The sequence below is a fragment of the Brevundimonas sp. AVps4 genome, assembly GCF_058681525.1.
Genome location: NZ_CM178741.1, coordinates 2,686,948 through 2,713,776, shown reverse-complemented (window position 1 = coordinate 2,713,776; position 26,829 = coordinate 2,686,948). Strand labels below are relative to the sequence as shown.

Here is a 26,829-nt window from a genome sequence, read left to right as displayed (position 1 = left end):
CGTTAGTTACCCGCGAACTTGCGGGGCGGGGAGGAGACGTTGGGTCGCGGGGTTTCCCCTAAGTCCGGAGGCAGATTATTTTCAGGCGCCGCCGGCCAGTACGATGCGACCCTCGGCGCTTCGCGTCGCCCTGAGGGGATAGAGGTCCGTGAGCGCGGCGACAAAGCCGTCGATGTCGCCCGCATTGAAGACCCCGCTGACCCGTATTTCGGAGATGCGGGGATCTCGGAGTTCGATCGGCTCGCGGCTGTATCGGTTGACCTCCGCCACGGCGACCGAGATGGGCGTGTTCTCGAACGTCAGTCGTCCGACGGTCCAGCTCGTCGCGGCAGGAACATTGGCCGCGATCACGCGCGGCCGGTCCGCCGATGTCGTAACCTGCTGGCCAGGCTTGAGGGACCATTGCGCGGACCGCGCCTCCTCCTGTCGAACGGCGACGCGGCCCTCGACCAGGATGACCCGCGCGCCTTCGCCCGACCGGCGCACATCGAACCGGGTGCCCAAGGCGGTGACCCGGGTGTCGCCCGCCGCCACGACGAACGGACGTGACGGATCGTCTTCGACATCAAACATCGCCTGGCCGGAGGTCAGGGTGACCGAGCGGTTGTCCCGCGTGTAACGGACTGAAACGACAGAGTTGGTGTCCAGAACGATCCTTGAGCCGTCGTCCAGCTGCACGGTCCTCTGCTCCCCGATCGCCGTTGCATAGGACACCGGGCGTTGCTGAAGCCAGGCGATGCTGACGACACAGATCGCCAGAGCCGCTGCGCCCGCAACGCCAAGGGGAACCAGCAGGCCGGACGGTCTCCGTCTGCGGCCTTGGGCGACCCGGACCGCTTCAGTGGTCAAAGCGGCCATCTCCGGGTTGCCGGCAAGAGCGCCCGCCGCGTCCCACATGGCCTCGACTTTCTGGAAGGCGCGCGCATTGTCCGGATGACGGCGCCAGACGCTGAAGCCGCGCACGTCCGCTGTCGTGACCTTGCGCTGATTGAGCCGAGCGAACCACTCGACGGCTTCCTTGCGCCTGATGTCGGCCTCCGCCTCGATCGTCATCCGTCTTGCCTAAAGGTCCAGCCGAGACGTGCAGTAGTCGAGCGCCCGGGCCATTCGCCACTCCACGGTCTTTACGCTGATGTCGAGCATCCGGGCGATCTCAGGATAGGTCATACCGCCAAAGCGGTTGAGAACGAAGACATCTCGATAGAGCGCCGGCATCGCACGGATGATCTCGGTCAAAACGGTCGCATCGAATTGCGACGCGGCTTCGCTGTCAGGCGGGGGCGCTGTCTCACGGAAGCGCTGCTGCCGAGCGTCGCGTCTCCTCTCGTCGCTCAACAGATTGAGAGCGATGCGCAGCAGGAAGGCTTTGGGATGCCGGATGTTGGACAGAACGTAGGGCGCGGCCCGGATGTAGGTCTCCTGAACGACGTCCGCAGCCGCATCAGCGCCGATGCGCCCGCGCAGACGCCGGCCCAGCCATGGGGCGTACTGACGGTACAGACGGCCCAGACCGTCCTGTCCCTCCGCTCCCAGCTGCTCCGTGTCTGTCACCACGCCTCTCCGACTTCTTCACGGGAAGTCCGGAATCCGGGCGAGACCGCGCACAGGGTCTCGCACGCGTCAGCGCACGCCTCCACAGGCGTCGGCAACCGACATCCACGCAGCGCGCAGGGTCGTCGATGATCTGATGTCGCACAGGGGATTCCAGGCCCCACCAACGCGGACGTCGGCACCGGAAGCATGAATCAAAGGCGCGGCGGGCGCAAGCCGCGCAACCGACGAGAGCCGATGAGGGGCTTCCGCAAGAAAATGGCGGGAAGCCCGCAATTTACTGTCGTTGCCGGAGACGGCGATTCCCGCGCAACGTGAATCTCGTTCAGTTGAGGAGTTGTCCATGGATTGCGCGTCACCGGCCCAGCCCCGCGAGATCCCCGCGCTCAGCCCACGCGAATCCGAGTGTCTCCTGTGGGTCAGCCGGGGCAAGAGCTCTGCCGACATCGGCCAGATCGTCGGCCTCTCGCCGCGAACAGTCGATAGCTACCTGGAAAAGACCTGCGCAAAGCTAAGGGTAAGAACCCGGATCGAAGCGGTCGCCGTGGCGGTTCGCGCAGGCCTCATCGACCCAGACGACGAATAAGGGCGAGAAAAGGGGGCGGGCCTGGAACTTCTGTACGGAAGCCGGGTGTTTCAGCGCTGATCGCCGCCGACGCCTTCGCGTCCCCTGGCTCTCGATCAACGCCTATCCGTTCCGGAACCCGCCGCCATACAGTCTAGGGTCAGCTCCCCGGTCGAGTCGATCCTCTCGCGCGAGCGGCATGCGGTCAGGTCTGGCGGATTGAAGCTGCTAGACTGTGCGGAGCGACTGCGAGCGACAGGTGACCTGATGTCCTACCCTTCTTTCACGAGCGCAGAGGCGACGGTTGATCGCTTTCTGGAGATCCTGTCGGAACACGGCGTGGATCTGGCGGGCGCGTCGCAGGATGAGGCGCTGCAGATGACGAACGTCATCGAGATGTGGCGAAATCCTGCTCTGAGGCCGGTGGATCCGCGGCCTGTACTGCGCGCGGCGATGGGTTTCGTCGATCTCGCCGGCAAAGTGGTGAGAGTCGCCGGACACAAGGATTTCGGGGAGCTGATCCCCCATCTGAAGATGCTGGCGAAGACGACCGTGCTGCAGAATGCCGCCAGCCCGGTGACCGATGACGCCGGCAACAAGGTCATCGAGCTCTATGTCGCCGCCCTGGCCATGACGTTTGCTGACGAGTTGAAGCTGGATCACCCCTCGTCCTCGAAGGGCGACAATCCGGACGTTATGTTGACCTTCCGCTCCAGGCGTTGGGCTCTGGCCCTGAAGACCCTGCACAGCCGAAGCGCCCGAACGATTTACGACAACATCAAGAAGGCCTCCGATCAGATCGAGGCGTGCGAGGCGGACCATGGGCTGGTGGTCCTGAACGTAAAGAACCTGCTCGACTACGATGCCCTGTGGCCCGCGCCTGCGACGGCATTTCCCGAAGCAGCGGTCATCTCCGACTATTTCCGGCAGGTCGAGGGCATCATCGCGCCGCTCGCCGAGATTACGAACGAGGACTGGCTCGCCGCGCTTGGGCCGGATCGAAAAGCGGCGTTGCCGGTGATGTTCATTGGCCAAGCGGCCGCGTTCGCTCAACCGACGTACGGCGGCGGGCCTCATCCCATGGCGATCAAAGGCATGGTGTCGCACATGGTCCCGGCCGGCGACCCTGTGGGGGCGATGAGATTGGCGAAGGCGCTCAACGATGCCGCCCAGCAGTTCACCTGACCGGGACAACCACGACCGTCTGAAATGGTGGAGGCCGAGCGTCGCACCTATGCGTGAGGACCGTCGCATTGCGCATGGTTTCCGAGCGCCTCGATCACCCGGCAATCGGAGATCCGCCCACCCGAACAACTCGCCGCCTGAATCCGGGCGAGCTCGGCGTGGAGCGTCTGAAGCCCGGCGATGCGAGTCTCAACCGCCGCAAGCTGGCGCTCGGCGATCCGGTTGACCTCCGTGCAGGGGCGGTCGGGTTCGTCGGACAGCGCCAGCAGGGCGCGGATGTCGTCGATCTCGAAACCCAGCTGTCGCGCGTGACGAATAAAAGCGAGCCGCCGCGTCGCCGCGCCGTCGTAGAGGCGCCGATCGCTTGCCGTGCGGGGCGCTTCCTTCATCAGGCCAATCTGCTCGTAGAACCGGATCGTCGGAACCTTCACGCCGGTCTCGGCTGAGAGGCGACCGATCGTCCGGAGCGGGGATGGGTCTCTGGCCATTCGCGAAATATAGGGCTTGATCCTCTAGTGGCTAGAGGATGCATGAAGGTCGCATGACGACGCCCGCCCCGACAGAATCCTGCGCCCCGTCACGAGGCTGCTGCGGCCATCAGGTCCGGTTCGACGGGGCCTCGCCCGCCTATCGGCGTGTGCTGGTGGCCGTCATCGCCCTTAATTTGGGTGGGTTCTTCGCGGTCGCCGCCGGTGGTCTCATGCAGGGCTCGGCGGCTCTCGCCGCCAACGCCATGGACTTCCTGGCCGACAGCGCCACCTACGCTATCAGCCTCTGGGCCATTGGCAAGTCCGTGCAGGTGCGGTCCGGCGCTGCAGTCTTCAAAAGCGCAAGCCTCCTCGTCATGGCCGTGAGCATTCTCGGCTACGTCGTCTGGAGAGCGGTCACGGGGCAGCCGCCCGAAGGCGTCGTCATCACCGGTCTGGGACTGGTCGGCTTCGCCGCGAATCTAATCGCCGCCCTGCTGCTCGTGCGTTTCCGTGACGGTGACGCCAACGTGCGTTCCGTCTGGCTTTGCACACGGAACGATCTGATCCACAGCCTGGGCGTCGCCGCGGCCGGCGGGCTGGTCTGGCTGACTGGATCCCGGTGGCCGGACTTGCTGGCGGGCCTTCTGCTGGGCGGCGTCTTCCTCCAGTCCGCCATTTCGATCTTGGTGCAGGCTAGGGCGGAGAGCCGCGCAGCCCACGCCGCTGCTCGGACTTTGTAACGCATTGCCTGACTTCGAGAACGAAAGTATGCAGCGCGCGATGACCTGGTCGATGACGACATGGGCGAAGCTGATCGTGGCGATGACTCTTGTCTTCGCCGCCTTCTTCTTTGCGCCCGCCGTCGACGCCGCGACCTGTCTGCCGGAACCGCCTGCGGCTCACGCGGTCGTCGATCATGATCAAAGCGACGGCGACCACAGCGGCAAGAGCGGCGGTCACGGGATCTGCTCGCACGGCCACTGCCATCACACCTCAACGGCGCGCGGTCCTGCCGTGGACGCCTTTGCTCCGTCGTTCGGCGAGCCTCCTCTGCAAAGCGGCCGACAGGATGACTTCCGGGCGTCCATCACGCCTGACGGCCTGAAGCGTCCTCCCAGAGTCTGACCGAAGACCTGCGCCTTAGCGCGCCTCTTCGTCCTCAGAAACTCTGGAAATGAATCATGTCTCCCACATCTCGCAGGCGGCCGCGTTACGCGGTCGGCTGCGCCCTCGCTGCGATCGCGGCGACCCTGGCCAGTCCCGTATGGGCTGACCCAGCTCCGACCTATGCCCAACTCCTCGCTCAACTCGGGAATGCGCCTGCGACCCTTGAGGCGGGCGCCAACTACGACGCAGCGGAAGCCCGTGTCCGTCAGGCACGGGTGCGTCCCAACCCTGTCCTCGGCTTCGATGTCGAGAACGCCTATGGCTCAGGCCCCTATTCGGGTCTGAACAACGCGGACATGACCCTGGCGATCAGTCAGGATCTCGAGCTGTGGGGACGTCGTTCGACGCGCATCGCCGCCGCTCGCGCCGAGGCCGGCGCAGTGGGCCTTCAACGAGACCTTGCGGTCATCGACGCCGCAGGCCGCCTGGCCCTGATCTATGCCGAAGCGGAGGCCGCGCAGAGGCGAGCCACGCTCGCGGAAGAAACCCTCACGCTGACCGTCGCGGATGCCCGCGCGGCCCTGACCCTCGTGGAGGAAGGTCGCGAACCTCTCCTCCGCGGCATTCAGGGGGAGGCCGAGGCTGCCTCGGCGCGCGCGACGCGGGATGAAGCTGTCGCGGAACGCGACGCGGCCTATGCCCGTCTCACGGCTGTCGCCATGATCCCGGTTCCGGTCACGCAGATCGAAGACAGCCTTCTCGACGAGGCGCCGACGACGATCGGATCCGTGATCGAGGATGCGCCGACGGTCCGCGTCGCCGAAGCCCAACGGTCCGCCGCCGAACGACGCATCGATGTTCAACGGGTTCAGGCCCGCCCCGACATCAACGCCAGTATCGGCATCCGCCGCTTCGAGGCGGAAGATGCGACGGCGCTGACTTTCGGCGTCAGCATGCCGCTGCCGTTGTTCGACCGGAACCGGGGAAACATCGAAGCGGCGCAAGCCGAGTTTCGCGCTGCCGACGCCCGGCTGATGAGTGCGCGGCAGGAAGCCCAGGCGGACCGCGCTGCCGCGGTCGCTCGCCTTTCGGCCTCGGTCAGTCGCGTCAACGCTGCTGACGGCGGCGTCACCGCCGCAGAGGAAGCCTATCGCCTGTCCCGCATCGGCTTTGAGTCCGGCCGCATTTCCCAGGTCGAACTGCGGGTGACCCGCACCGCCCTCGTCAACGCCCGGTCTGCAGCGGTCGACGCGCGTCTCGCGCGCGTCCGAGCCGAGATCGATCTCGCGCGCCTTGATGGCCGCGCCCCCTTCGAAGGAGCCCAGTGATGCGCAAGCGCACATCGAACAAGACCCTGCTGATCGGCGGCGTCGCCGCCCTGGTCATTCTCGGAGGCGGCGGCCTCTGGTTGGCCACCCGGTCCTCCGAACCAGCCGCGCCGGCTGCCGCCGAAGGCGAAGCCGGCCATGCCGAGGAAGAGGGGGGACACGCCGAGGGGGAGGCCGCCGGGGCAGAGACCGAAGGTCGGATTGAACTCACCGCAGCAGAGATCCAGGCAGCGGGCATCACGGTCGTCGGCGTCGGCGGCGGAGGAGGAGGGGAGACCCGGCTCGCCGGCCGCGTAGAGCCGATGGTCGATTCTCGCGCTGCCGTGGGCGCTGCCGTCGGAGGTCGCGTCGAGCGCGTTCTCGTCGCGCCGGGTCAGTCGGTCCGCGCCGGTCAGCCGCTTGTGAGCCTTGTCAGCGGCGAGGCGGCGACCTTCCGCGCGGACGCCGACGCGGCCGGGGCATCCGCTGAAGCGGCGCGCCAGGCCTATGAGCGAAATCGCAGTCTGGCGGATCAGGGCATCGTCGCGCGGCAGGAGGTCGAAGCGTCACGCGCCCAGTTCCTGAGCGCCGAGGCGGCGACCCGCGCCGCTCGCGCCCGCTCGGCGGCCGCTGGCTCTCCGAACGCTTCGGGCAGGCTCAGCGTGACCAGTCCGATCTCGGGCGTGGTCAGCAGCGTCCAGGTCGGTCCGGGCGGGTTCGTCGCCCAGGGCGGCGTGGTGGCGGAAGTCAGCAATCCTGCTCGTGTCGAGATGGTCTTCAACGCACCGCCTGCCCTTGCGGCCAATGTGCGTGCCGGTGCGCCGATGCGCGTGACCGGGCCGAACGGCGAGTTCGACGCCGTCGTCACCGGCGTCGCCGCCGACGCCGGTCTCAGCGAAAGCGGCGCGACCGTGATCCGGGCCCGACCCTCTGGCGCGTCTCTGCCGCCAGCCGGTTCGGCCGTCACTGGCGCCATCGTGACCGGCGAGGCGACTGGCGGGATGACCGTGCCCACCGAGGCGGTCCAGACCGTCGATGGAAACACCGTGGTCTTCGTGCAGGTCGAGGGCGGCTTCCAAGCCGTGCAAGTGCTCGCAGGCCGCCAGGCCGCGGGCCGCACCGAGATCCTGCGCGGGCTCACCGGATCTGAACGCGTGGCGTCCGCCAACGCCTTCCTGCTCAAGGCCGAAATGGCCAAGGGCGAAGCCGAGCACGGGCACTAGGGGGCGTCATGTTCAAAGCACTTATCGAAGCCTCGGTCCGCTTCCGATGGTTCGTGGTCCTGGCGACGGCGATCGTCGCCGCCTTCGGCCTCTACAACCTGACGCAGCTACCCATCGACGCCGTGCCGGACATCACCAACCGGCAGGTTCAGATCAACACCATCGCGCCAGCGCTCGCGCCCGAGCAGATGGAACGTCAGGTCACCTATCCGCTCGAAACCGCGATGGCGGGTATTCCTGGCATCCAGACCACGCGGTCGCTGAGCCGAAACGGCTTCAGCCAGGTCACGGTCATCTTCTCCGACAACACGGACATCTACTTCGCCCGCCAGCAGGTGGCCGAACGGATGGCCCAGGCGCGCGAACGGTTGCCCGAAGGCGTGGAGCCGGCGCTTGCGCCCATCACCACGGGACTGGGCGAGGTGCTGATGTGGACGGTCGACTTCAAGCCGTTCAACAGCGCCAACCTCGCCAAACCGGGTGAGCCCGGCTGGCAGGCGGGCGGCGCCTATCTGACGCCCGAAGGCGAACTCCTGACCACGCCCCAGGCCCGCGCAACCTATCTCCGCACGGTTCAGGACTGGATCATCGCCCCGCGCATGCGGACCGCGAAGGGACTGGCCGGCGTTGATGTGAACGGCGGCTATGTGAAGGAGTATGCGGTCCGACCCGACGCCGCGCGTCTGGCGGGTTACGGTCTGAGCCTGAACGATCTCGTCGTCGCGCTGGAACGGGCTAACACCCAGGCTGGCGCTGGCTATGTCCAGCGGTCCGGCGAAGCCTTGACCGTGCGGACCGACGCCTTGGCGCAGACCATCCCGGATCTCGCCCAGGCCCCCGTCGTCAACCGCAACGGACTGGTCGTCCGGGTCGCCGACGTCGCCACCGTCGAGATTGGCCAGGCGCCGCGTCTCGGCGGCGCCAGCCGCGACGGCCACGAGGCCGTGGTTGGTACGGCGCTGATGCTGGCCGGCGGCAACAGCCGGACGGTGGCCCAAGCCGCAGCCGAACGTCTCGAGGAGGTTTCCGCGAGCCTGCCGCCGAGCGTTGTCGCCGAACCGGTCCTGAACCGCAGCTCGCTGGTCAACAAGACCATCTCAACCGTCGCCAAGAACCTGATCGAAGGCGCTCTGCTGGTGATCGTGGTGCTGTTCCTGCTGCTCGGCAACATCCGTGCGGCCTCGATCACCGCCCTGATGATCCCGATCAGCTTCCTGTTCGCGGTCATCGGCATGAACCGCTTTGGCATCAGCGGAAACCTGATGAGCCTCGGCGCGCTGGACTTCGGCCTTCTGGTCGACGGCGCGGTCGTGGTGGTCGAGAATACCCTGCTGATGCTCAGCCAGCGGCGGGCCGAAGCCGGTCGAATGCTGACACGCCGGGAGCGGCTCGAGGTTGCTGGAGCCGCGGCGCGTCAGATGGTCAAACCGGCTGCTTTTGGCCAGCTGATCATCCTCCTGGTCTTCACGCCGCTGCTGATGCTTGAGGGCGTGGAGGGCAAGACCTTCATCCCCATGGGCGCAACGGTGATGCTGGCCCTCGTCGGCGCCTTCATCTTCTCCTTCACCTTCGTGCCGGCGATGACGGCCCTGCTGGTCCGGGATCCGAAGAAGGTCGAGGTCGATGAGCACGGCCACGCCCACGAGCACGAGACCTTCATCCTCCGATACGCGCGGCGCTGGATCGAACCGGCGATCCGCGCCGCCGTCGACCGGCCCAAAGTCGTCCTGGCGTCCGCGCTCGGCGCCCTCGTCATTGGCGGCATCGCCTTCAGTTCTTTGGGGCGGGAGTTCATTCCGACCCTGGATGAAGGCGATATCGCCATGCAGGCGTTGCGCGTGCCGTCCGCCTCGCTGGAACAATCGCTGGCGATGCAGATGGCCCTCGAACGCGTCATCAAGGCCCAGCCCGAGGTGAAGACTGTCTTCGCCCGGACCGGGACGGCGGAGGCGGCGGTGGACCCGATGCCGCCGAACATTTCGGACGCGGTCATCGTCCTGAAAGACCGCAAGGAGTGGCCCGATCCGAACCTTCCGAAAGAGGAGCTGATCGAACGGTTCGAAGAGCTCGCCGCCGGACAACTCGGCAACAGCTTCGAGTTCAGCCAGCCCATCGAGCTGCGCTTCAACGAGCTGATCTCGGGGGTTCGGACCGACCTCGCCGTGATGGTCTATGGCGACGACTTCACCCAGCTGCAGGCCACTGCGGACCGGGTCGCCGCCGCCCTGCGCGCAACGCCCGGATCTGCCGACGTTCGCGTCGAACAGGCGTCCGGGCTGCCCACCCTGACCGTCAGCGTGGATCGTTTCGCGGCCGCCAACTACGGCTTGTCGGCCGCCGATGTCTCCGAGGCGGTTTCGGCCGCGGTCGGCGGCGCCGAGGCCGGGCAAATCTTCGAAGGCGATCGTCGCTTCAGCGTCGTCGTCCGTCTCGCGGATGATGCACGGAATGATCCGGCGGCCCTTGCGGCTCTGCCGGTAACGACCGCCACAGGCGTGACCGTGCCGCTCTCCTCCGTCGCCCGGATTCAGGTCGCGGAAGGACAGAACCAGATCAGCCGCAATGACGGCAGCCGGCGGATGGTGGTGCAGGCCAACGTTCGCGGGCGCGACCTGGGCGGCTTCGTCACCGAGGCCCAGGCCAAGGTGGAGGCCGACGTCGATCTTCCGACCGGCTACTCCCTGACCTGGGGTGGCCAGTTCGAGAACCTGAAGCGGGCCGAACAGCGTCTGGGGCTGGTCATTCCGATCGTCTTCATCCTGATCGGGGTCTTGCTTTTCATGGCTCTGGGATCCTTCGCCGAGGCGGGCCTGGTGTTCGCGTGCGTTCCGTTGGCTCTGGTCGGCGGCGCCCTGGCGCTTGTCCTCAGGGGGATGCCGTTCTCGGTTTCCGCAGCGGTCGGCTTCATCGCCGTGTCCGGCGTCGCGACCTTGAACGGTCTCGTGCTGATGCAGGCCATTCGGGAGCGTCTCACGGGCGGAGCGGCGCCGCGTCTTGCCGCCATCGAAGGCGCGACAAGCCGGCTTCGCGCCGTCCTGACGACGGCTCTCGTCGCCATCGTCGGGTTCATCCCGATGGCATTCGCTCACGGCGCCGGCGCCGAAGTGCAGAAGCCGCTGGCCACCGTGGTCATCGGAGGCCTGCTCACGGCCACCGCGCTGACGCTCCTTGTCCTTCCGACCTTCGCGGCCAAGGCCGTGAAACACCGGAAGGCGGAAGGGATCGAGGAATGAGCGGGGCCCACGAAACAGAGCAGGTCCAGCGCCGCACCCTCCTGGTGGTGCTGTTCCTGAACGCTCTGCTGTTCGTGGGCCTGGGAGTCGGCGGCCTCGCCGCCGACTCCAGCGCTCTGCTCGCGAACGCCGTCGACAACGGCTCCGACGCGGCCGTCTATCTGATCAGCTTCCTCGCCGTCGGGCGCGCGCTGATCTGGAAGACGCGGGCGGCTCAGGTCTCCGGCGTGATGCTGCTGATCTTCTCGGTCCTCGTCCTGCTCGACGCCCTGCGCCGGACGCTGACGGGAACCGAGCCGGTCGGACCGACCATGATGGTGCTCGCTGTCGTAGCGGCGGTTATCAATCTGATCTGCCTGCTGCTGATCCGTCGGCAGCAGAGCAGCGACGTCAACATGAAGGCGGCCGAGACATTCAGCCTGAACGATTTCGCCTCGAACGGCGGCATCCTCGTCGCAGGCGGCCTGGTGATGTGGTTGGACCAGTCGTGGCCCGACCTGCTGGTGGGGGTGCTGGTCGCCGCCATAGCCGCCAAGGGCGGCTTCGACATTCTACGCGATGCGCGCCTTGCGCGACGCGACGCGGAGAGCTCGGTGACATGAGCCCGCCGTTGATCGACATCGCCTCCGTCCAGCGCTGGCGCAAACTCTTCATCGCCGCCGGGTTGTTCGCCCTGCTGGCCTGGACCGCTCTCGTGAAGGCCCAGCCACAGCTCGAGCATCCCGTCGAACATCTCGGGCTGATCGCCATCATGGTTTGCGTCCTGGGGCGCGCCTGGTGCTCGCTCTACATCGGCGGCCGAAAGAAGCAGGAGATCGTCACCAGCGGGCCCTATTCGCTGTGTCGAAACCCGCTTTATGTTTTCAGCTTCATCGGCGCATTCGGGATCGGCGCACAGACGGGCAGCCTGACCGTCGGCGCCACCTTCGCCGTCGCCTGCTGGATCGTGTTCCACATCGTCGCGAGCCGAGAGGAAAGCTTCCTGACGTCGGCCTTCGGCGACACCTACCGCAGCTACGTCGTGCGCACCCCCCGCTTCGTTCCGAAACTGCGCCTCTGGCGTGACGAGGCGGAACTGTCCGTCCGGCCGGCGTTCTTCCTCCGGACTGTCCGCGACGGCCTTGCCTTCCTTCTGGCGTTGCCCGTCTTCGAGGGACTGGAGCACCTCCAGAACCTTGGCTGGCTGGACGCCCTCATCGCCTTGCCGTGAGGAGGTCGAGATGAACCGCAAGCGACTGGTCATCCTCCTGAGTGCGGCTCTGGCGATCGCCGCCTTCATCGCTGGAGCCGCCGCTCAGCGCGCCGGGATGTTCGTGCCCGACCGCTCGCCCCTTACCCGTGATGTCTCCTGAGGAGCCCGATCATGCCCAAGACCCTCCGCCTGAACATTCCCGTCCTCCTGCCTCATGCGCCAGATGTGGAGGACGGCTGCGTTGGACGGCTGATCGCGCTGTTGCGTGCCGAACCCGGCGTCTCTGAGGCGCATGTCGCCGAAGGCGAGGGAGGCCCAGAGCTCTGCATCCACTACGACCCCGACCAGCTGTCGCTGGCTCAGGTCCGTCGCCGTGCGCGTCAGGCAGGAGCCGAGGTCAGTGAGCGTTTCGGGCATCTCGTCGGGCGAGTGGAGGGTGTCCGCCACGCTCGCCACGCCCGCACGCTCGCGGCCGCGCTCGGCGAAGAAGCTGGCGTGATCGAGGCGGTGCTGGATCCGGCTGGCGCTCTGCGCCTGGAGTTCGACCGGCAGATCACGAACCGTGAGAAGCTTGAAGAGCGCCTTGCGAGCCACGGCCTCGCACTGCTCGGAGCGACCGGGGGCGCCGCTTCAGCCACTGCGAAGACCCCTGATGCGCAGCCGGCAGCGCCATCCGAAGAGGAGGCCAGTCATACGCCCGATGACGGTCACAACCATGGTCACTCCGATGGCGATGGCCATGACCACGGACATTCCGATGGCGACGGGCACGACCATGGTCATGCTGGCTTCCTCGGACCCAACACGGAGCTCATCTTCGCGGTCGGCAGCGGTGCCGCGCTCACGATCGGTTGGCTGATCGAGAAATTCATTCCGGGCGTGCCGGGATGGCTGCCCTTCGGTCTTTTCCTGATCGCCTATGCCTTGGGCGGCTGGTTCACGGTCGGCGAGGCTGTCGGAAACCTGCGGCGCAAGCGTTTCGAGATCGACACCTTGATGCTGGTGGCCGCAGCCGGCGCCGCGGCGCTCGGAGCCTGGGCGGAAGGGGCGCTGCTACTGTTCCTGTTCAGCCTCGGGCACGCCCTCGAGCACTTCGCGATGGGTCGCGCCAAGAAGGCGATCGAGGCTCTGGCCGCCTTGGCCCCGCGCACCGCTCATGTGCGGCGTGGAGAGGCCGTCGTCGAACTTCCGGTCGAAGAGCTGGAAGTCGGTGACCTCGTCGTCGTTCGGCCGAACGAGCGTCTCCCGGCCGACGGCTTCGTCGTGAAGGGAACATCCAGCGTGAACCAGGCTCCCGTGACGGGGGAGAGCATTCCCGTCGACAAGCAGCCTGTCCCAAACCCCGAGGAGGCCCGCGCCAAGCCGGCAAATGTCTCGGCGGCGTCGGTGGTCTTCGCCGGCACCATTAACGGCGGCGGCGCCATCGAGATCGAAACGACGCGTCGATCCAACGACACCACCTTGGCCAAGGTCGTCCGGATGGTGAGCGAGGCCGAGACCCAAAAGTCGCCGACCCAGCGCTTCACCGATCGCTTCGAGCGCGTCTTCGTGCCCCTCGTGCTCGGTCTGGCCTTCGTCCTCCTGTTCGCTTGGGTGGTCGTCGAAGAGCCGTTCCGCGACAGCTTCTATCGGGCGATGGCCGTGCTGGTGGCCGCCAGTCCGTGCGCTCTTGCGATCGCCACGCCGAGCGCGGTGTTGTCCGGGGTCGCCCGGGCGGCCCGCGCCGGGGTTCTCGTCAAGGGTGGCGCGCCGCTCGAAAACCTGGGAGCGCTCGACGCCATCGCGTTTGACAAGACCGGGACGCTGACCGAGGGGCGGCCGCGGATCACCGATGTCGTTCCGTTCGGCCAGACGACAGAGAGCGAGCTCCTGGAGATTGCTGTCGCGGTCGAACGGCTCAGCGATCACCCCTTGGCGGAAGCGATCGTCCGCGACGGAAGCCAGCGGTTGGTCGCCGCCCCCGTTCGAACCGCAACGGATTTGCGTAGCCTGACTGGCAAGGGCGTCACGGCACGCCTGGACGACCAGGATGTTTGGATCGGCAAACCGGAGATGTTCGGTTCGGACGCCATCGCTCCGCTCGCACCGGACACCGAGATCGCCGTCGCGGCCCTTCGAAACCAGGGACGGACGCTCATGGTGGTTCGCCGCGGGACAAAGGATCTCGGGGTCATCGGCCTTCTCGACACGCCTCGGGCCAAGGCGCGCGAGACCCTTACCGCGCTCCGCGCGCTCGGCATTCGCCGCATGATCATGATCTCGGGCGACCACCAGAAGGCGGCCCAGGCGGTGGCCGGTCAGGTCGGGCTGACCGAGGCGTGGGGCGACCTGATGCCGGAGGACAAGGTCGACGCCATCAAGAAACTCCGGGCGGAGACCAAGGTCGCCATGGTCGGCGATGGCGTCAACGATGCTCCGGCGATGGCCACCGCGACGGTCGGCGTCGCCATGGGTGCGGCGGGATCGGACGTCGCCCTGGAGACCGCCGACGTAGCCTTGATGGCGGATGATTTGTCGAAGTTGCCCTTCACCGTGGGTCTCAGCCGTCAAACCCGCCGCATCATCCGCCAGAACCTGTTCGTCAGCCTCGGGGTCGTGGCGTTCCTCGTCCCGGCGACGATCCTCGGTCTCGGCATCGGCCCTGCCGTCGCCCTCCACGAGGGTTCCACCCTGCTGGTCGTCTTCAACGCGCTTCGCCTTCTGGCGTGGCGCGGTCCGCGCGGCGTCGAATGACCCGCCTTCAGGAAAGCAAAGGATAGTCCAATGAAACGTCTCGGCTGGGTTGGCGTCATCGCCGCCTTTCTCCTGATCTCGGTCTTCGGCTTCGGGATGCTCTCGCGGCAGGGTCGCCCGGCGCCGGAGCCGACGGCAGTCGATGCACGCCCGATCGACCAGCATGCCGGGCACGGCGATGCCGCCTCGGATAATCCCGCCACCCGTTCCTACAAGGAGGCGAACGAGCGGATGCACGCCGCTATGAACATCGACTACAGCGGCGACGCCGATGTCGACTTCATGCGCGGGATGATCGCCCACCACGAGGGGGCGGTCGCCATGGCAAGGATTGCGCTCGACCAAGGTTCGGATCCCGAGGTCAAGGGCCTCGCGGAGGAGATCATTCGGACTCAGGAAGCTGAAATTGTCCGTATGCGGGTGTGGCTGGCCAACCGCGCGGCTCGCCCGGCGGACGCGCAGGGCTGAAGCCATGGGGGGCAAGCGATCCCCGATCCGGAGCAAGGCTCCTCGATGGCGTCCAGGGCGCTACAAGGGGCGCGGCCGGTCCAAGCTATACGGGAGGCCAGAGCCGTTCCGGCCGGTGCAGGACACACTGATCGCGATTGGCGCGAGCCTCGTCGCCGGCGCGATCGTCTTCTGTCTCGCCGTACCGCTGGCGGCGACCTACCGCATCCCGGTGTTCGTGTCCTTCGGCGTTCTCATGTCGCTCCTGGCGATCATGACCTATCGTCTCGGGCGGAAGGGGCAGGCTGGACGGGTCATGACCGCCGCCATGGCGGCTGTATGTCTCTTGGGGTTCGGCCTTCTTGTTCTGACGCGAGATCAGTTGCAGTTCGCTCCACGTCATCACGATCACCCCGCAGCGGCCGGACAGGCACGACCCTGATGATTGCATCGGAGCACGCACGGCCGCAGCCCGTCAGGATTTCGCGGGGTGGTTGGCTCGATATCCTGCGCTTTGTCGCCGGCGCGCTGATCATTCTTTACCACTTCCGCGAAGCGGCCCCGACGCCTTTGGGTCAGTTCCACCCGGTGTTCGACCGGGGCTATCTTCTGACAAATTTCTTCATCATCGACTCCGGGTACGTCCTTGCCCGGATCTACGGCGACGGCTTCGCGGCCCGCGCAATCCCGCTACACGCCTATGTCCGCCAGCGCCTTCTTCGCGTCGCGCCCTCTCATCTGGTGGTCGTCGGCGCGCTGGCGCTGTTGATCGCCCTCGCCGGGCTTTTCGGGATCGCCCCGAGCAATCCGCAGTGGTTCGATTGGGGTCAGCTGCCGGCGCAGGTCTTTCTGGTTCAGGCCTACGGAGTTCCAGGCGGGCTGGGGTGGAACGCGCCGACCTGGACGCTATCCGCCCTTCTCGGCTGCTACCTTCTACTTCCCTGGATATGCCGCCTGCTCTGGCGGCTCGATCCTTGGACCGTGGTGATCGGCGCCGGCTTGTTGATGATTGCCACAGACTGGGCGTGCCGGACATGGCTCGGCGAGCCCCTCTACCGCCTGCCTCTGAGGTTCGGATTCATTCGAGCGCTTCCGCTGTTCCTCCTTGGGGTCGCCGCCGCTCTTTTTGGATCACGCATCTATTCGACGCCGATATGGGCCGGCCGCATCGGTCTGCTCGCTTTCGTAGGTCTCGTCGCGGCGCAAGTCATCGGCCACTTCGCTCTTGTCTCGGTGGTCCTGCTGACCGTTCTGATCTGGGCGGCCGGAGCCTTGCCAACCGTGCGGCCATCGAGGCTGATCGAACACCTCGGACTTATGTCGTTCGCCATGTTCCTCACCAATGAGGTGAGCCGGATCGTCTGGTTTGGAGCATTTGACGCCTTCGGTCAGTCTGGCTGGTCGGATGCCGTCCGGTGGGGTGTGTGGACGGCGGGGCTCATCGCGGCTTTCCTTGGTGCTGCGGCTTTCCGCTACGGCTTCGACCGCCCGGTTCAAACAAGGCTCAATCCGCCTCGCCCCCGAACACCGCTGCCCGGGACAAGCGCCGATCGACCGATCGCCTGATGATGCTCAATCCTCGTCATCATCGAGTGCGGCCGGGGGCGGCGTCCAACCATCCGCTTCGAACAGAGCGGTCATTTCGGCGAAGGCTTCTCGGCGGCGCGACCTGAGAAGCATTTGATAGAAGCGGTTCCGAGCATCGACTGACGGAAGCCGTCCCGCACCAGCATTCCTGACAACGCTCAGGAGCAGGGTGCTGGTACCCGCTGCCGCGTAGTTCTGGCCGTTGCCGGCGACCGCGTCGAGCAACTGGTCCAGGGCCGCCGCATCGAGCGTCCCCGCGTAGGGCGTAATGTACTCGCTGAAGTTTGCTTCCGATCCGCGGAAGCTTCCGGAACTGGCGTAGATCTCCACCGCCTGCGCCCATAGCTCCGGAAGAGGAGCGGCGGCGATAGCCTGAGCCAAGGCATCGCGGTCGAGCCCGGCAATCAGCGCGACGATCGGCGCTTGGAACTGAGCAAAGGCGACGCCTTTGAGGATCAACGGGTCCGCCAGATTGGCGGCGTTGGCGTTGTTGACCGTTTCCTGAAGAGCGGTCCGTGTCGGCTCCTGCAGCCGGGGCCAGAAATCTGGGAACGCCGCGACGAACGCGATGGCTCGGGGCCGATCAGCCGGGTCGAGAGTATCGAGCAGGCGGACGATAGCAGGCACGACATCGGGCCAAGCGCCTGCCGCGCGATCGCGAACGGCGACCAAGGCGGACTCGATCTTGGAGCGGAAGCCGACGAGATGAGCCGGGACGCCTTTCAGCAACGACTTCGCCAGCACGGTTCCGAAGTTCCGAATGTTTTGCGGGCGGACCCGGGCGAGGTAGCGCTGCTCGACGTAGTCGAGAATCCGTGCGTGATCCCTGGGAAAGCCCGCCGACTGAACGTCGCCGTCGAAGACCTCAAAGATGGCGCGTCCTTGCAAGGCCTCGTGTCCCAAAACAAGGTCGACGGCGTTGACGAGATGCATCCGGACCAACTCCGGCGTAGGCTCGAAAAGCAGAGCTTCGGCGGAAAAAGCCGGATGAGCGCAGAGGTGGCGGTCTTCGCGGAGGCGTTCGAGTTGCCGGCCTGCAATTTGGCTGATCGCCTGAGTGTTGTTGGCGGCGTCCTCCAGAATCTTCCCTTCGAGCTGCAGCAGCTGCCGGATGTCGCTGATAGCGGTCGCGTTGTCCCATGATTGCAGGAAGGTGGTCGCGGCGGCGTCGCCCATTGCGCTGAGCTCGCGGTATTTAGCAATCAGGTCGTACGCGATGGCGACCCAGGCCGCCGTAAGCGAGGCGCGCAGCGCTCCAGCCTTGTAGGCCCGCACCGCGTCCAGAAAGTAGACGCGAGACTGCGGGTTGCGGACCTTGGTCAGGAGGATGTCGAGGTCTACGAAGCTGGAGTCCATTGTTCCTGCAGAAATGTTGTTTGGTTCAGTCGAGGGGCTGGGAACCTTCGTCGCGCTGCCCGAGGGTTCGGAGGCTATTCGTAAGGCAGCTCTCCGAAGAGGCCGATCATCAGATCGCCCCTGAGCTCGCGGAACGGAATCTCGACGAAATGGTCGCGATGTCTGGGCTTAGCCCGACCATCTCCGGGACCGTTCTTTGTGTGGCCCCTGACGTGCTCGCCGTTCTCCTTGACGTACGGAAGGACCACTAGGCGACCGTGATTGGTCGAGAGGATTGTGCCTTCGCGCCAAAGCGTCGAGCCATCCTCTCCCTTGTCGCTGGTCGTGGCCTTAACCGTCCAGCCAAGCTGGCCGTCCGGCTCATACCAGAAGACGATCCCGTTGCTGACAAGAACGCGCTCGCCACGCGCCAGCGCCTCGGCGAGCAGGCGTTGCACGCTGGCCAGTTGAAGAAGCTGATTGGCGCGCGGCAGGAGTTCGGCGCGGATCCGGGCCTTTACTTGACCCCAGTGCTGATCGTGGTGAAACTTGAACCCGTTGGCGATCCGGGCGCGCATAGCTTTTTCAGCTGATTTCTCTCCGGCGGGATAGGGCTTGCTCCAGACGTCGTCGGCATTCCGATACAGAACGACCTGCCGCCCGCGGCCATCGAGAAGAGCCATCCAAAGATAGGGGTAGGTTTGCAGCTCTTGCGCCAGAGCCTCCCGATAGGGCTCGGCCTCAACGTGCAGCTTAATTTGATCGATCGGGATCCGGGGCGTGTCCGCGTGGCGTCGGACCGCCTCAGAAAGCATCAGGGCTTCCTCGTCCGCCAGACGTTGCCGCGACTGAAGCGCCTTGCGGACCTTCAAGGTGAGAGAGGTCTTCTCTGTTGCGTCCATCTGCCTCGCGGCGAGCGCCGCCGTCAGGGATGGGTTCAAGGCTTCGGCTACGGAGACAGCGGTGTCCCGATCTGGATGCACGTCCATCTTCACCCACCCTTCCTCCGAAGGGATGCGGCGGTCTCGCCAGCGCACGCCGCCATCGTCAGTCTCGACCAGTTCAACCATGAACCAACGCTTATGCAGCGGGCGATAGCTCGGCCATATGGCGAGGATCGGATCGTGATCCCGTCGACTGTCTCCCCACTTGATCACGCGCACCTCCCAACTCGGAACGATTTCACCAATCAGCCTGCGATAGCGCAATGCCTGATTGAAGCTTGACGGTTTCTGACAAAACTTGAGATAGCGGCTTCAGGCGCTGGCGTGCGCAGATAGGGCTTCCCATCTCAAGCTCCACAACAGTGGAGAGAATGTTCATGGTGAAGGTTGTCGGCTTTCCTGCCCCTGTCGATGTCGCCGGACTGAAGCCAGGGTCCGCATTCCAGGTGGGTGATTTCGATCCGCCCCTCTATGCGCTGACGGTTAAGGCCGGAGACCGGCTGACGGCCGTCGTTCTGGGACAGGTTAAGGGGCAGGCGACCTCACCTGGATATCTTCAGAACCATGAACTTCCGCGCGAGTGCTACGCTGTCGATGCAGAGCTTGTGATCACCCGAACCGCGAAAACCGAGCGACGGGAGGCGGTGGCGCATGGCGCGCTCGTCTTCGACGGAGGGAACAAGCCCTTCCTCGTCATCGAGCAGACTGATCCGTTCCCCCGCCTGTATGTCGCGCTTGAGACCGGCGAAGCGACGCCGGACAACCCAACGGGCATGTTGCGGATTTACGGAAACTGGATCCTCAAGCTGGTGTCCGCAGGGGAGACCCTCTCCGAGCACACCCTGAATGTCTAAGAAGCGCTACACGGCGGCGGAGGATCTGCTCGAAGGTCTCAAGGGCGACATCCTCTATCTGCTCCTCACGATCCTGGCCCACCGCGAAAAGCAACGCCTGCTCAATCTGGCGAAGATGTCGCGGGAAGACCTCGTGCTCGACCTGGTTCTGCTGGAGAGCGGGACGCGCGACATTGTCGCGCGGCTTACAGCTCTGGACGACGACGGCTCGGGGTCACGGTCGTTCCCAAACGCTTTGGCGGCTATGAACCGTGAGGGGTTGGAAGCGAAGAGGGCCGAGGAGCTGAAGAAGCAGGTCAAGGCGTATCGGGGAGCGGTCAACGATCTCAAGATCAACCATCGAAACAGCTACATCAGTCATGTGCAGGAGTTCGCCGAAGTCGTCCCCCGCATAGTCGATAAACCCGTGCGTTTCGAGACGGCAGCGGGCCTCGCCGTCAACGTTCTCGACGCATTGATGGGGCGACAGGTGGGATATCGATTCCGGGTTGGCTCACAGGAACCGGAAATAGACTTGCGTGCGCGTCTCTCCGCTTAGAAATCGCACGAGGACGCTCCACAACCGGACGCATACAGCGATCTTAGGCCTTGCCTTTGGGGGCTGCCGCCTTACACAAATGCTTACACACTCGCCTTCTTTGTGATAGATTGTATTTAAGTATCAGTGGTTTGATGCTGGCGTGTGTGACTTAAAATCTGCCGGGCGAAAGCCCTTGCCGGTTCGATCCCGGCCGCCCGCACCAGCAGCCCTGTCTGCACCGCCGGATCAGATGACCCGATGCAGCACGGCGCCTTCGGCGATATGGCGTATCACGGCGTCGCGTCCTGGCGCGTCCAGGCCCGCCGACAGGCCTATGGCCTTGCAGTTCTGCCGGGCCAGGTCGCATGCGGCGTCGATCAGGCCCTGGACGAGCCGCTCGGGCCTCAAGAGATCGAAGGCGACCAGGGCGTCGACGATGAATTGACGCTCGCCCTCCGTCGTGGTGGCGATCGTATAGGCCAGGACCGCGCGCACGACCCCTCCCGCCACGGCCGCCATCACTCCGCCGGCCGCAGGCGCCGCCGCGACGCGGGCGCGCCAGGCGTCCATCGTCAGGGTCGAATCAGCCATGCGCGCGATGACATAGGCCTGGTCGGCCTCGTCTCCGCTCAGGCGTCGGTATTGGAGTGCGCTCATTGTCGGACGTCTAGGGCTTAGACGAAAGGACCGCCTTGATCCGCGTCAAAAGAATTGCGTCTTAGGCGGACAAGAGCATAATCGCGCCATCATGCTGGAACTTCGCGCCCTGCCGACCGACTGCGCACAGCGCCGACAGGAATCGGTCTGCGTCGGCTGCGGCGCGCGCGCCTTCAGCGTCTGCAGCAGCCTGGATCCGGCGGACCTGGCCGGCCTGGACGCCATCGCCGAAAGGGTGTCGCTGAAGGCGGGCGAGGCCCTGATCCGCGAGGGCGATCCGGCCGTCCATCTGTTCAACATCACCTCGGGATCGGTGCGGATCTACAAGCTGTTGCCCGACGGGCGGCGCCAGATCACGGGCTTCCTGTTCGCCGGCGACTTCGTGGGCCTGGCGACCGGCGAGGACTACGCCTTTTCAGGCGAGGCGATCGAGGATTCGACCCTGTGCCGGTTCCGCAAGAGCGAATACCGCGCTCTGGTGCGTGAGCGGCCCCGGCTGGAAGAGGCTCTGCTGGATCGGGCGACCCACGAACTGGCCGCCGCCCAGAACCAGATGCTGCTCCTGGGCCGCAAGACGGCGCAGGAACGAATCGCCTCCTTCCTGCTGGAGCTGCCCAGCCGCGATCCCTTGCGGCCGCAGGCCGAGGATCAGGTGCGGCTGCCGATGACCCGATCCGAGATCGCCGACTATCTGGGCCTGACCATAGAGACGGTCAGCCGGGTCCTGACCAAGTTCAAGACCACAGGGGTGATTCGTCTGCTGTCGCTCAGCGAACTGCGGATCGAAGAACCCGAGCGGCTGCGCGACATCGCCGAGGGCGAGGCTTAGAGCCTGATCGGCTTCAGATCATGCTCTAGGCGGGCGTGAGCCGGCGGGCGGGCGCCAGGCCGACCCGGCCGTCTTCCCCCACGCCCTCGACCCGGATCGTCCGGTCGCACAACTGAGTTGGGGCGGAGCGGTGGCTGACCAGGATCAGGCCCTGACCGGCCTGTTTCAGCCGTCGATCCAGGACCTTCAGCACTTGGGCCTCGGTCGCCGGGTCCAGCCCCTCGGTCGGTTCGTCCAACACCAGCCAGGCGGCGGGCCGCAGATAGGCGCGCGCCAGACCCAGCCGACGCCGTTCGCCCCCGGACAGCCGTTCGCCGTTGGGGCCGATGCGGGCGTCCAGACCCGCCGGGTCGGCGCGCAGACGTTCGGCCAGGGCCGCGTCGTCCAGGGCGCGCCACAGGGCGTCGTCGTCGGCCGGGCCGGCCAGCAGCAGGTTCTCGCGGACGGTGCCGTCGATCAGCCGCACGTCCTGGGCGGCATAGGCGAACAGCGGCCGTCGGTCCTCGGGGGTCAGGTCGGCGACGTCGATGTCGCCCAGGCGAGCTTCGCCCGGCTGGGCGTCCCGCAGGCCGATCAGGCGTTCGATCAGCGTGGTCTTGCCGGCACCGGAGGGGCCGATCAGGCCCAGGCGCGCCGGCGGATGAAGGGCCGCGCCGTCGGCCTGGAGCACCAGGGTCGGGGCGACCGAAACCGGCGCCCGATTCGGGTGAAGAGCCGAGGGCAGGGCCTCCAGGCGGCGAGCGGCTTCCTCGGCGGCGCCGTTCTGTTGCAGGGCGCCGACCAGGCCGGCGACCGACTCGACGCCCATCACCGCCGCCAGGGCGGCCAGGGCGGTCAGAGGCAGGGATGCGCCCAGGGTGGCGGGGACCACCGCCGCGACCGCCGCCCCCGTGACGACCGCCTGCCAGGCGGCCATCCAGCCTCCGGCCTGGGTCAGGGCGACCTGGGCCTGGTCCAGATCGGCGGCGGCCTCGGCCGCTTGGGTCGCCGCCCAACGGTCCAGCCCATAGGCTTTCAATTCGGGCGATACGGCCTCCAGGGCGGCCAGCCGGTCTTTCAGTCGGCCAACGGCGATCTGAACCGCCTGCCCGGCGGGGGCGGCCAGACGTCGCGCGATCAGAAGGGCGCCGGCTGCGCAGAGGGCCATTGAGGCCAGCAGGAGCGCGCCCGCCCATGGACTGGCCAGGCCGGCGAGGAGGGCGGCGGACGCGGCGCCGGCTCCCAGGGCCCAAGGCGCCGACAGCCGCACGAACAGGGTCTGAACCGCGTCCACATCCTGGACCAGCCGCGCCGAGGCTTCCCCCGAAGCGAGAGCCAGGGCGCGGCTTGGCGGCGCCGAAGCCAGGGCATCGAACAGTTGCGGACGCAGCCGCGCCAGGGCCTTCAGCGCCGCCTCATGGCCGGAGACCCGCTCGATATAGCGGGCGCCGGTCCGCAGGATCGCCAGCAGACGTATGGTGGCGCTGGGCATCATATAGTTGAAGGCCTGGACCGCCGCCGATCCGGCGACCCCGGCGAGGGCGGCGCTGGTGATGAACCAGCCCGACAGCCCCAGAAGACAGGTCGCGGCCACGGCGACGATCGCGCCGGTCGTAGCGGCGATACGGAGACGCAGCCGCTGGGCGCGACGCTGGGCGGCGATCAGGGCGCCGATGCGGGAGGCCGAGGGACGGTTCATCACAGGCGCACCACGCGGTCGGCCATGGCCGCGACGGCGGCGGAATGAGTGGCGATCAAGGTCGTGCGACCGCGCGTCGCCTGGCGGATCAGATCCAGCATGGCCTCTTCCGCGGCCGGGTCCAGATTGGCCGTGGGCTCGTCCAGCAGCAGGATGGGGGCGCGCTTCAGAATGGCGCGGGCCAGGCCCAGGCGGCGCCGTTCGCCGCCCGAAAGGCCGCCGCCGCGTTCGTCGATGGGCCGGTCCAGATCGCCGAACAGGCCCGCCTCTCCGGCGGCGACCAGGATCCGGCCGGGGCAGGCGGACGGATCGGCGATGCGGATGTTGTCGCCCAGACTGCCCGGCACGACGACGGGGTTCTGGCTGGCCCAGGCGATCTGACCGGCGAAGTCGCCCGCCTGACTGAGGTGCGCGCCGCCCACCTCGACCTCTCCGGCGGTCAGGGGCGACAAGCCCAGGAACAGGTGCAGCAGGCTGGACTTGCCCGAGCCGCTGGCGCCTACCAGGGCGACGATCTGGCCGGGGCGGACCTCCAGGTCGAAATCGGAAATCACCGGGGCGGCGTCTCCGTAAGCGATAGAGACGCTAGAAAAGCGGATCGCCGGGGCGTCTTCCGGCAGGATATGTCGGTCGCGCGCGACGGGCTCGGGCGTGATCAGGGCGGGGACGGCGGCCTCGGCCGCCTGGCGGTCATGATAGGCGGCGGCAAGGCGACGCAGGGGCTGATACACCTCGGGCGCCAGGGCCAGCACGAAGAAGGCGCGCGGCAGGTCCAGCTGCTCGGGCGCGGGGAAGGGCAGGAGCTTCAACAGGTTGAAGCCGCAATAGACGGCGATCAGCGCCACCGACAGGGCCGAGAAGAACTCCAGCACCCCGGAGGATAGGAAGGCGATGCGCATGACCCGATTGGTGCGCCGCTCCAGTTCGTCGGAGGCGCGGGCGATTTCGACGGTGGTGCGGGCGCGGGCGTCAAAGGCCAGGACTGCGGGCAGGGCGCGCACCCGATCGACGAACAGGCCCGACAGCCGTTCCAGCGCCTGGAATTGACGGCGGCTTTCACCGGCGGCGGCGGTTCCGGCCAGGATCATGCCGAAGACGAAGGGCAGGAGGGTGAACAGGAGTATGCCGGCGGAAAAGGGGCTGGCGACGGCGGCGACGGCGATGATCAGCAGGGGCGACAGGCCGGCGGCCATCTTCAGCGGGGTGAAGCGGGACATATAGCCGTCGAGGGCGCCGACGCCCTCGACTACGGCGGTCAGTTGGTCATTGGACCGGGCGCCCCGGCCGAAAAGGTCGGCCAGCAGCCGGTCGCGCACGCTGGTCTTGACCGACCGACCCAGGCGCGCGCCCACCACCACCGCCGCCTGACCGATCAGGCCGCGGGCGATCAGGCTGACGACCGCCAGCAGCAGCCAGGGCAGGGCGGCCAGGGGCGAGGCGCCGAAGGCGGCCACCGTCATGGCCAGACCGCCGGCGAAACCGACCGCCGGAACCACGTCCGCCACCGCCAGAAGACCCGCCAGGGCGGTCAGACGGCGCCAGGGCGCGGCGGACCGTTTCAGCCAGACGGCGGGAGGGGCGGCGGGAGAGGAGGCCGAAATCGGCGCAGAGGTCATTCGAACACTCCAGCCTCGGGACAGGGCCGAAAGCCATTGGACAAACCGTCGTTGGGCGAAATGTCCAAGGACGATCAGTCCACTACGATCCCGAGGGCAAGGGGGCTTTGATCGAAATCAAGGCGACCGCCCCGCCTTGGTTCTAGGGCGGGACGAACGTCGGTCGTCGGGGCCGGCTACAAGGAGCCTAGAGCCATGATCGACCTCGCGGTCGTCGACCTATCCAGGCTGCAGTTCGCGCTGACAGCCCTTTACCATTTCCTGTTCGTGCCCCTGACCCTGGGGCTGTCGTTCATGCTGGTCATCATGGAGTCGATCTATGTGATGACCCGTCGGCCGATCTGGCGGACGATCACGCGCTTCTGGGGCACGCTGTTCGGCATCAACTTCGTGCTGGGCGTCGCCACCGGTATCACCATGGAGTTTCAGTTCGGCATGAACTGGAGCTATTACAGCCACTATGTCGGCGACATCTTCGGGGCGCCTCTGGCCATTGAGGGCTTGATGGCCTTCTTCCTGGAGGCCACCTTCGTCGGTCTGATGTTCTTCGGCTGGGACAAGCTGAAGCCGTCGGCCCACCTGCTGGTCACCTTCATGGTGGCCCTGGGTACGAACCTGTCGGCCGTGTGGATCCTGATCGCCAACGGCTGGATGCAGAACCCGGTCGGCGCCGCCTTCAATCCGGACTCGATGCGGATGGAGGTGACGGACTTCATGGCCGTGATCTTCAACCCGGTGGCCCAGGCCAAGTTCGTCCACACCGTCAGCGCCGGCTATGTCTGCGCCTCGGTGTTCGTGCTGGGCGTCTCGGCCTTCTATCTGCTGCGCGGCAAGCATGTCGGCTTCGCGAAGCGGTCGATGACCGTGGCCTCGGCCTTCGGCCTGGCGGCCTCTCTGTCCGTCGTCGTCCTGGGCGACCAGTCCGGCTACGCCCTGACCGACAACCAGAAGATGAAGTTGGCCGCGCTGGAGGCCATGTGGCACACCGAGCCCGCGCCCGCCGGCCTGACCCTGATCGGCATCCCCAGCATGAAGGATCGCGAGACCCATTACGGCGTCCACGTGCCGTGGATCATGGGTCTGATCGCCACCCGCACCATCGACAAGCCGGTCGAGGGCATCTTCGAACTGGTCGCCACCGCTGAGGACCGCATCGAATCCGGCGTCATCGCCTATGACGCCCTGGAGAAGGTCAAGGCCAATCCGGCCGATCCCGTCGCCCGCGGCGTGTTCGAGACCCATCGCCGCGACCTGGGCTATGGCCTGCTGCTGAAGCGCCACGTCGCCGATCCGCGCATGGCTTCGCCCGAGCTGATCAAACAGACGGCCTGGGAGACGGTGCCGAACGTGCCGGCCCTGTTCTGGAGCTTCCGCATCATGGCCGGCATCGGGATGTTCATGATCCTGTTCTTCGCCACGGCCTTCTTCCTGTGCACCGTGCGCAAGCATGACACCCGCTGGTTCCTGCGCCTGGCTGTGCTGATGATCCCGCTGCCGTGGGTCGCGATCGAGTTCGGCTGGATCCTGGCCGAGTTCGGGCGTCAGCCCTGGGCGGTCGAAGGCGTGCTGCCGACCTTCCTGGGCGCCTCGTCCCTGACCGTGCCCCAGCTGTGGGGCACCATCATCGGCTTCACCGCCCTGTACGGCGCCCTGGCCGTCGTCGAGGTCAGGCTGATCCTCTACGCCATCAAGAAGGGGCCCTTCCACGAGCAGGAAACCTTCAGCGCCCCCGCCCCCGAGGCGCCCGCGACCCCCGTCGCCGCTCCGGCCGTGGCCTGAACCAGACAGACTGAGGA

At 66.5% G+C, this 26,829-nt stretch carries 26 protein-coding genes; 18 read left to right on the top strand and 8 right to left on the bottom strand.

All coding sequences use genetic code 11. The features are described 5' to 3' along the window. Positions 1–81: 81 nt before the first annotated feature. On the bottom strand, positions 82–1,053 hold the full coding sequence (locus ACW178_RS13485) for a FecR family protein (RefSeq protein WP_293826820.1): 972 nt from the start codon (positions 1,051–1,053) through the stop codon (positions 82–84). Positions 1,054–1,062: 9 nt separating this feature from the next. Then, positions 1,063–1,551: an RNA polymerase sigma factor gene (locus ACW178_RS13480; RefSeq protein WP_287106598.1), complete on the bottom strand. Its 489-nt coding sequence runs from the start codon at positions 1,549–1,551 to the stop codon at positions 1,063–1,065. A 343-nt stretch (positions 1,552–1,894) separates the two neighbouring features. Here ACW178_RS13480 and ACW178_RS13475 point away from each other — a divergent pair, with 343 nt between their 5' ends. Next, positions 1,895–2,137 (top strand): helix-turn-helix domain-containing protein, encoded by a 243-nt coding sequence (locus tag ACW178_RS13475; RefSeq protein WP_293826822.1) that lies wholly within the window; start codon positions 1,895–1,897, stop codon positions 2,135–2,137. 246 nt (positions 2,138–2,383) lie between these two features. Continuing rightward, positions 2,384–3,301 carry a hypothetical protein gene (locus ACW178_RS13470; protein ID WP_293826824.1) on the top strand — a complete coding sequence of 306 codons (918 nt, stop codon included), beginning with the start codon at positions 2,384–2,386 and terminating at the stop codon, positions 3,299–3,301. Positions 3,302–3,348: 47 nt separating this feature from the next. Here the strand turns inward: ACW178_RS13470 and ACW178_RS13465 are convergent, their stop codons facing one another. After that, the gene (locus ACW178_RS13465) at positions 3,349–3,732 is read right to left on the bottom strand and encodes a MerR family transcriptional regulator (protein WP_492024658.1); all 384 of its coding nucleotides are present in this window, start codon (positions 3,730–3,732) and stop codon (positions 3,349–3,351) included. Positions 3,733–3,944: 212 nt separating this feature from the next. Here ACW178_RS13465 and ACW178_RS13460 point away from each other — a divergent pair, with 212 nt between their 5' ends. From ACW178_RS13460 to ACW178_RS13405, 12 genes are all read left to right on the top strand, one after another. After that, positions 3,945–4,511 carry a cation efflux transmembrane domain-containing protein gene (locus ACW178_RS13460; protein ID WP_492024657.1) on the top strand — a complete coding sequence of 189 codons (567 nt, stop codon included), beginning with the start codon at positions 3,945–3,947 and terminating at the stop codon, positions 4,509–4,511. Between the two features lie 28 nt (positions 4,512–4,539). Then, positions 4,540–4,896 carry a hypothetical protein gene (locus tag ACW178_RS13455; protein WP_293826830.1) on the top strand — a complete coding sequence of 119 codons (357 nt, stop codon included), beginning with the start codon at positions 4,540–4,542 and terminating at the stop codon, positions 4,894–4,896. Between the two features lie 56 nt (positions 4,897–4,952). Next, positions 4,953–6,206: a TolC family protein gene (locus ACW178_RS13450; protein ID WP_035307836.1), complete on the top strand. Its 1,254-nt coding sequence runs from the start codon at positions 4,953–4,955 to the stop codon at positions 6,204–6,206. Continuing rightward, the gene (locus tag ACW178_RS13445) at positions 6,206–7,408 is read left to right on the top strand and encodes an efflux RND transporter periplasmic adaptor subunit (protein WP_293826832.1); all 1,203 of its coding nucleotides are present in this window, start codon (positions 6,206–6,208) and stop codon (positions 7,406–7,408) included. The genes ACW178_RS13450 and ACW178_RS13445 overlap by 1 nt, the downstream gene beginning before the upstream one ends. 8 nt (positions 7,409–7,416) lie before the next feature. After that, a complete protein-coding gene (locus ACW178_RS13440; protein ID WP_035307833.1) occupies positions 7,417–10,641 on the top strand; it encodes an efflux RND transporter permease subunit in 3,225 nt (1,074 codons plus the stop codon). Continuing rightward, positions 10,638–11,243, top strand: a complete 606-nt coding sequence (locus tag ACW178_RS13435) for a cation efflux transmembrane domain-containing protein (RefSeq protein ID WP_035307831.1) — start codon at positions 10,638–10,640, stop codon at positions 11,241–11,243. The genes ACW178_RS13440 and ACW178_RS13435 overlap by 4 nt, the downstream gene beginning before the upstream one ends. Positions 11,244–11,251: 8 nt before the next feature. Beyond that, entirely contained in the window at positions 11,252–11,851 is a 600-nt protein-coding gene (locus ACW178_RS13430) for a methyltransferase family protein (RefSeq protein ID WP_447941229.1), read from the top strand. Between the two features lie 10 nt (positions 11,852–11,861). Next, positions 11,862–11,993, top strand: a complete 132-nt coding sequence (locus tag ACW178_RS13425; protein ID WP_291753750.1) for a hypothetical protein — start codon at positions 11,862–11,864, stop codon at positions 11,991–11,993. Between the two features lie 11 nt (positions 11,994–12,004). Further along, positions 12,005–14,566, top strand: coding sequence for a heavy metal translocating P-type ATPase (locus ACW178_RS13420; protein WP_492024656.1), 2,562 nt, complete (start codon positions 12,005–12,007; stop codon positions 14,564–14,566). Positions 14,567–14,596: 30 nt separating this feature from the next. Further along, entirely contained in the window at positions 14,597–15,034 is a 438-nt protein-coding gene (gene copM, locus ACW178_RS13415) for a CopM family metallochaperone (protein ID WP_035307825.1), read from the top strand. A 115-nt stretch (positions 15,035–15,149) separates the two neighbouring features. Then, the gene (locus ACW178_RS13410; protein WP_293826839.1) at positions 15,150–15,455 is read left to right on the top strand and encodes a hypothetical protein; all 306 of its coding nucleotides are present in this window, start codon (positions 15,150–15,152) and stop codon (positions 15,453–15,455) included. Next, complete coding sequence (locus ACW178_RS13405) at positions 15,455–16,579, top strand: acyltransferase family protein (protein WP_293826841.1); 1,125 nt, start codon at positions 15,455–15,457, stop codon at positions 16,577–16,579. The genes ACW178_RS13410 and ACW178_RS13405 overlap by 1 nt, the downstream gene beginning before the upstream one ends. Before the next feature lie 6 nt (positions 16,580–16,585). Here the strand turns inward: ACW178_RS13405 and ACW178_RS13400 are convergent, their stop codons facing one another. Together ACW178_RS13400 and ACW178_RS13395 are read right to left on the bottom strand one after the other, a co-directional pair. Continuing rightward, positions 16,586–17,956: a hypothetical protein gene (locus ACW178_RS13400; RefSeq protein WP_293826842.1), complete on the bottom strand. Its 1,371-nt coding sequence runs from the start codon at positions 17,954–17,956 to the stop codon at positions 16,586–16,588. 74 nt (positions 17,957–18,030) lie between these two features. Then, the gene (locus ACW178_RS13395) at positions 18,031–19,092 is read right to left on the bottom strand and encodes a hypothetical protein (protein WP_293826843.1); all 1,062 of its coding nucleotides are present in this window, start codon (positions 19,090–19,092) and stop codon (positions 18,031–18,033) included. Between the two features lie 158 nt (positions 19,093–19,250). On the opposite strand from ACW178_RS13395, the gene ACW178_RS13390 reads away from it, so the two are divergent. Both ACW178_RS13390 and ACW178_RS13385 read left to right on the top strand, forming a co-directional pair. Then, complete coding sequence (locus ACW178_RS13390; protein ID WP_492024655.1) at positions 19,251–19,733, top strand: hypothetical protein; 483 nt, start codon at positions 19,251–19,253, stop codon at positions 19,731–19,733. Beyond that, on the top strand, positions 19,726–20,271 hold the full coding sequence (locus ACW178_RS13385) for a hypothetical protein (RefSeq protein ID WP_287104327.1): 546 nt from the start codon (positions 19,726–19,728) through the stop codon (positions 20,269–20,271). The genes ACW178_RS13390 and ACW178_RS13385 overlap by 8 nt, the downstream gene beginning before the upstream one ends. A gap of 228 nt (positions 20,272–20,499) precedes the next feature. Here the strand turns inward: ACW178_RS13385 and ACW178_RS13380 are convergent, their stop codons facing one another. Further along, positions 20,500–20,910 carry a hypothetical protein gene (locus ACW178_RS13380; RefSeq protein WP_054766303.1) on the bottom strand — a complete coding sequence of 137 codons (411 nt, stop codon included), beginning with the start codon at positions 20,908–20,910 and terminating at the stop codon, positions 20,500–20,502. 91 nt (positions 20,911–21,001) lie between these two features. Here ACW178_RS13380 and ACW178_RS13375 point away from each other — a divergent pair, with 91 nt between their 5' ends. Beyond that, positions 21,002–21,739, top strand: coding sequence for a cyclic nucleotide-binding domain-containing protein (locus ACW178_RS13375; RefSeq protein WP_224762314.1), 738 nt, complete (start codon positions 21,002–21,004; stop codon positions 21,737–21,739). 25 nt (positions 21,740–21,764) lie between these two features. Here ACW178_RS13375 and ACW178_RS13370 read toward each other — a convergent pair whose 3' ends face one another. Further along, entirely contained in the window at positions 21,765–23,417 is a 1,653-nt protein-coding gene (locus ACW178_RS13370) for an amino acid ABC transporter ATP-binding/permease protein (protein ID WP_191559136.1), read from the bottom strand. After that, the gene (gene cydD / locus ACW178_RS13365; protein ID WP_492024654.1) at positions 23,417–25,033 is read right to left on the bottom strand and encodes a thiol reductant ABC exporter subunit CydD; all 1,617 of its coding nucleotides are present in this window, start codon (positions 25,031–25,033) and stop codon (positions 23,417–23,419) included. The genes ACW178_RS13370 and cydD overlap by 1 nt, the downstream gene beginning before the upstream one ends. A gap of 198 nt (positions 25,034–25,231) precedes the next feature. On the opposite strand from cydD, the gene ACW178_RS13360 reads away from it, so the two are divergent. Further along, positions 25,232–26,812: a cytochrome ubiquinol oxidase subunit I gene (locus ACW178_RS13360; RefSeq protein WP_191555073.1), complete on the top strand. Its 1,581-nt coding sequence runs from the start codon at positions 25,232–25,234 to the stop codon at positions 26,810–26,812. The last annotated feature ends 17 nt before the right edge of the window (positions 26,813–26,829 follow it).